This is a genomic window from Mesorhizobium sp. M7A.F.Ca.CA.004.06.1.1, assembly GCF_003999135.1.
Lineage (GTDB): Bacteria > Pseudomonadota > Alphaproteobacteria > Rhizobiales > Rhizobiaceae > Mesorhizobium.
In genome coordinates this window covers 1-4,987 of the sequence record NZ_RZPQ01000434.1, presented here as the reverse complement: position 1 = coordinate 4,987, position 4,987 = coordinate 1, and the positions used below count along the sequence as shown (strand labels likewise).

General features: G+C 60.4%; 3 protein-coding genes. 2 read left to right on the top strand and 1 reads right to left on the bottom strand.

The window, feature by feature from the left end; all coding sequences use genetic code 11:
* Positions 1–136 precede the first annotated feature (136 nt).
* Together EN906_RS22655 and EN906_RS22650 are read left to right on the top strand one after the other, a co-directional pair.
* Positions 137–1,216 carry a DSD1 family PLP-dependent enzyme gene (locus tag EN906_RS22655; protein ID WP_236383057.1) on the top strand — a complete coding sequence of 360 codons (1,080 nt, stop codon included), beginning with the start codon at positions 137–139 and terminating at the stop codon, positions 1,214–1,216.
* Positions 1,213–2,349 (top strand): pyridoxal-phosphate dependent enzyme, encoded by a 1,137-nt coding sequence (locus EN906_RS22650; protein ID WP_127270354.1) that lies wholly within the window; start codon positions 1,213–1,215, stop codon positions 2,347–2,349. The genes EN906_RS22655 and EN906_RS22650 overlap by 4 nt, the downstream gene beginning before the upstream one ends.
* A gap of 1,199 nt (positions 2,350–3,548) precedes the next feature.
* Here EN906_RS22650 and EN906_RS22645 read toward each other — a convergent pair.
* On the bottom strand, positions 3,549–4,987 hold a 1,439-nt coding region (locus EN906_RS22645; protein ID WP_127375386.1), incomplete at its 5' end, for a BTAD domain-containing putative transcriptional regulator.

Here is a 4,987-nt window from a genome sequence, read left to right as displayed (position 1 = left end):
GACGCGGATGATGCGGGTTGTCCGTCGATCGTCTCGCATATCAGGCAAGGACGATCCCTCGCCTGCGTGGTCCTGATTGGCATCATCGCGATCGGAGAAAGACAAAATGGTCCAGCGCCCGCCTGCCGAGCCCGGAATGAGCGAAGCGGATATCGATACCCCTGCCCTCATCATCGATCTCGATGCAATGGAAGGAAATCTCGACCGTATGGCCGCATTCTGCCGTAAAGCAGGTGTGCGGTTGCGCGCTCACGCGAAAACCCACAAGTCCCCGGTCATTGCTCACTGGCAGATTGCCAGAGGGACGATCGGCCAATGCGTGCAAAAGACAGCGGAGGCCGAGGTTCTCGCCTGGGGAGGTATAGGCGACATTCTCGTTTCGAACGAGGTCGTTTCCTCCCGCAAGCTGGCGCGACTGGCCGCGCTGTCCAGAATGTCGAAAATCTCGCTCTGTGCCGATAGCGCGGCCGTGGTCGACCAGATCGAGGCAGTGGCCGAATCCTTTGCCACGCGGTTGACAGTGCTGGTCGAGATCGACGTCAGTGGCGGTCGCTGCGGCGTGGAACCTGGCGCCCCCGCAGCGGCACTGGCGGTCCGCATAGCGAGAAGCCGCCACCTGGTGTTCGGTGGCCTGCAATCCTATCACGGGCGCGCCCAGCACCTGCGCGCCGAACAGGAGCGACGCGACGCTATCGGCCAGGCCGCGACGCGAACGGCGGATACGATCGCCGCAATCAGGAAGCAGAAGCTGGACTGCGCGATCGTCGGCGGCGCAGGCACGGGAACCTTCACCCACGAAGCAGCCAGCGGCGTCTACAACGAGCTCCAGGCCGGCTCCTATGTGTTCATGGATGCCGACTATGCACGAAATCGTCCCGCTCCCGATTTCGAACAATCGCTGTTCGTGCTGAGCACCGTCATGAGTGCGGCCCGTCACGGCATCGCGGTTCTGGACTGCGGCCACAAGGGGATTGCTATCGACAGCGGACTTCCTCTCATTCACGCCAGGCAGGATATCGACTATGCCGGCGCATCCGACGAGCACGGTTCGCTCATCCTGCGTTCGGATCCCGGAAGCCTTGCCATCGGAGAAACGCTGCGTCTCGTTCCCGGCCATTGCGATCCAACGGTCGACCGCTATGACTGGTATGTCGGCATGCGCGGCAAACGGGTCGAATGCGTCTTCCCTGTCGCAGCGCGCGGAATGATGCAATGACGCTCGCGGTTCTTCCGGGGGCCGAAACCCCGTCCCGGCAACTGAGGCTGCGCTGCATCGCTTGCAATGCCACCCGGCCGCCGACCCTGGTCTACCGTTGTCCCGATTGCGGCGGCATACTGGAGGTCACGCGTCAAAAACCGGAAGGGCGCGGCTGGCTCAGAGCTGACTTCGTCGCAGATGATATTACTCTTGGAGAAGGCGGCACGCCGCTTCGAGAACTCAGATCCGATCTCCTCCACGTCGGCTTCAGAGGCCGGTTGCTCGTCAAGGACGAAACCCGCAATCCATCCGGCTCCTTCAAGGACCGCCTTGTGGCAGCGGCATTGAGCCAGGCGATCGCGCTTGGAGCGAAGGGGATCGTCAGTGCGTCGAGCGGCAACGCCGGTGCCGCTGCCGCTTGCTATGCCGCGAATGTCGGAATTCCCGCCATCATCGTCTGCCCGGATACGACGCCGCGTGGCAAGCTGGCGCAGATTCTCGCCTATGGCGCCATGCTTGAGCAAGTGCCCGGCCATTACGGAAACGCGTTTGAACATGCCAGACTACGTTGCGCCGAGACCGGCTATGCAAACCTGACGACGACCTATCTGAATCCTTATGGCGTAGATGCCTTGCGGCTGATCGGGCAGGAACTCCATGAGCAGATGGAAGGCGTCGGACCCGATTGGATCGCCATCCCGACAAGTTCCGGACCGTTGGTTAAAGGCGTCTTTCAGGGCTTCATGGATAGGGCTGGCAAAGTGCCTCGCCTGATCGCGGCGCAGTCTGACGGCTGTGCTCCGATAGCAAGGGCCTTCGAGGACGGAAAAATCGAGGTTGATAGCTGGGAGAGCCCCAAGACGATCGCTTCGGGCATTTCGGACCCGTTGCTGGGCTATCCCGAGGAAGGCAGCCTGACGCTTTCGCTTGTCCGCGCGAGCAAGGGCGTTGCTTACGCCGTCGGAGATGCGGATATTCGCGCGGCGATGATCGACTTGGCGCACAAAGCCGGTCTTTTCTGTGAACCGACGGGCGCGACCTCTCTCGCTGCTGCCCGGGATCTGTTCATAAAAGGCTCAATCGGATCGAGCGATACCGTGATCTGCATTGTGACCGGACACGGTTTCAAGGATTTCGCTGCCTGGACCTGATGGATGGGAGCGGCGTCCTAGCCCTTTGGCCGCTCCAGCGGCTGCGGCGCGAAGGTCACCACCCTGTCCGGATGCGAGGGTGACCGGGCGAACCTTTTGGCCACATAGGCCGGGCGGAAGTGCATGAGCACGGCCCTGTTCCAGCGTGTTAACGACGTCAAGAATGCTCTCCGCAAACCACGGCTTGGCCAACATCTAATGATCCCACCTCGCGTTCTATGGCGCGGTAGATTCTACAGCCAACCTTGCTGAGCAGCCCCTCGTCGCACACACGGGCCAGATAGCTGCTGGGAATTCCGATCTCAGTGAGCTCGCGCGTTCGCACTTCACCCTTATCACGGGCAAATGATGGCTCAGGCCCGCCGGCCAATTCGATGCGCTCCGCGCTCGCGGTCACGCATGCGCGTCTTGACGGAAGGTTCTGGCGTAGTTTTGAATCGGCAACTCGTAGTTGCATTTCTTTCGGCCTGGGGAGCCGTAGCGAACCAAAACGAGCCGTAGCGAACCAAAACTGCGAACGTCAAGTCCCGCCCAATGCACACCAGGCTCGATGAGGTGTTGCCGCCCTATACAAATTGCGATGGGTGAGCGCACCGATCACGCTTGTCGCACACTTGAATCATGCATTCCGACTGCTTTCATATGTGCCCACAATTCGGTGGCGGCGCGAGGCCGAAAGTACGGAAAGCTTACAGGTCCCCAGGCAAACGGGATGCTGCAGTAGACAATGAGGTTCACGGATACCCCGGCGAACATCGCATGGTAGCGGTCGAAATGGTCGGCAGGAGAGCGGCAAAAACGGTTGTCGGCGGCGGCATCGCGGGAACGAAAAGAAGAGAAGGTGAACTTTCGTGTGCGATTTTTGCACACGGGCTCCAGTAACTATCTGATATTACTTATCTATCTGCCCCATCCAGGGGCTATGGCTATCCTAAACCTTTGATAATGTTGCATCTTCATAGCTTCAATAAAGTTTGGGCACGCGTCGCGTGAACGCTATCGCCTGCCATGACAGCCCCCGCCGCAAATCGGCCGAATGCCCTGGCCGGCGCGACGGCGTGCGGCGCCGAATACCTCAATCGCAGGGTAGCTTATAGGTCGACCTGGCCGGAAATGCCAACGCGTTATCTGCTTTCGATGCCTGGGCGGAGGACGGAAGCCTCCAGCTTCGTATGCCGGTGTCTACGCCAATGATGTGGCTAGGAGCCGGGGAGGCCAGCCCTCGACAGCATCTCAAGGAACCGGGAATGGTGATGATCCTTCACATAGCGCGGCACAAAGCCAGGGCAGACATTGCTCAGATTGAGATGCGGAAGTTGTGACAGGCAATGGTGGATGGCCCGGGACGCTTCTTCGTTGTTCCCGGTGGCCGACGCGGTCGCGGCCCAATAAAGGGCGCCGCGAACGAAGCCCGGCTTTGTCCTGACCACTTTGCGGGCGGCTTCGAGCGCCCGCTGGTTGTCTCCGCCAGCGAAGAGCGCCACAACCAGGCCGTGGTGGCGCCAGAAGTCGATGACATCGTGCGTTCCGAGCCGGATTGCTTCGTTGGCCTCACGCACCGCTTCGTCGACCTGTCCGCGCAATGCAAAGAGCATCGAAATATCGCCGTGGCCAGTCGGGTAGCTCGGGTTGAGGCTGATCGCGTGGCGGCATTCGGCGATCGCCTCGTCGATACGACCGCAACTTTCGAGAGCGAACGACAAGATACATCGAGCAATTTCATCGTCCGGTACCGCCCGCACCGCCGCTTCCGCAAGCTCGACCGCACGCTCGATCACCCCTCGCTCCCGAGGCAGTGCACCAAACGCCACGCCCATGGATATTACGATCGAGAGCGTCCGCTTTGCACGGGCGTTGTCGGGACCTATCGAGAAGGCCTTCTCGGCAAGCTCTATCCCGACCAAAAGTGAGTCCCGAGTCATCTCAAAATATTTCATGAGAGCTTCGTTGACCAGCCTGCGCACTTCAGGGGTACCCGGCGGGCTTTTGTCTCGAACCTTCCAGTTGGTCAGTTGAAGTTCGAGGATCACGGCAAGAACAACAGACTGTGCGATCCTGTCCTGGAATTCGAGCGCGTTCTCGGAGTGGCCGTCGAACTTCTGGGCCCAGACGTGGTGGCCGCCGGCGGCATCGACGAGCTGGACATTCACCCTCAACCCATTGCCGGATCTCTGGACACTGCCGCTGAGCATATATCGCGCCCGGAGTATCCCTGGCGTCTTGGCTTCTTCGCCCGGGCCGCTCTTCTCGGGCGGAAGCGCGGCGAGCACGACATAGTCGGCCACTTCGGAAAGGGCCGTCGTGATGTCCTGGACAAGTCCCTTGGCGAAAAAGTCATCGCCTTGCTTTCCAGTCAGATTGACGAAGTCGGCAACGCTGATGGACGGACGCCCAAGGCGCTGGCTGGCCGGAACACCACTTGTCGACTGCACATTTGAAGCGTCATCGGCGGCAAGCAACAGAGATTGCCAAAGCGCCCGCGTTTCAGGGCCGGCTTCGACGCCGAACTCCTTCTTCAGCATGCTTCTGCAGGCTTCGTATGTCCTGATTGCCCTGTCGCGTTGCCCGCATGCGAGCAGCAATTCCATCTTGAGCCGATAGGATTCTTCCCGTGTCGGTTCCATGGTCACAATACGAT

What these genes read in the sequence shown, in the direction of transcription:
- EN906_RS22655 (WP_236383057.1), top strand. Translation starts at nt 137, where the DNA reads ATGAGCGAAGCGGATATCGATACCCCTGCCCTCATCATCGATCTCGAT.
- EN906_RS22650 (WP_127270354.1), top strand. Translation starts at nt 1,213, where the DNA reads ATGACGCTCGCGGTTCTTCCGGGGGCCGAAACCCCGTCCCGGCAACTG.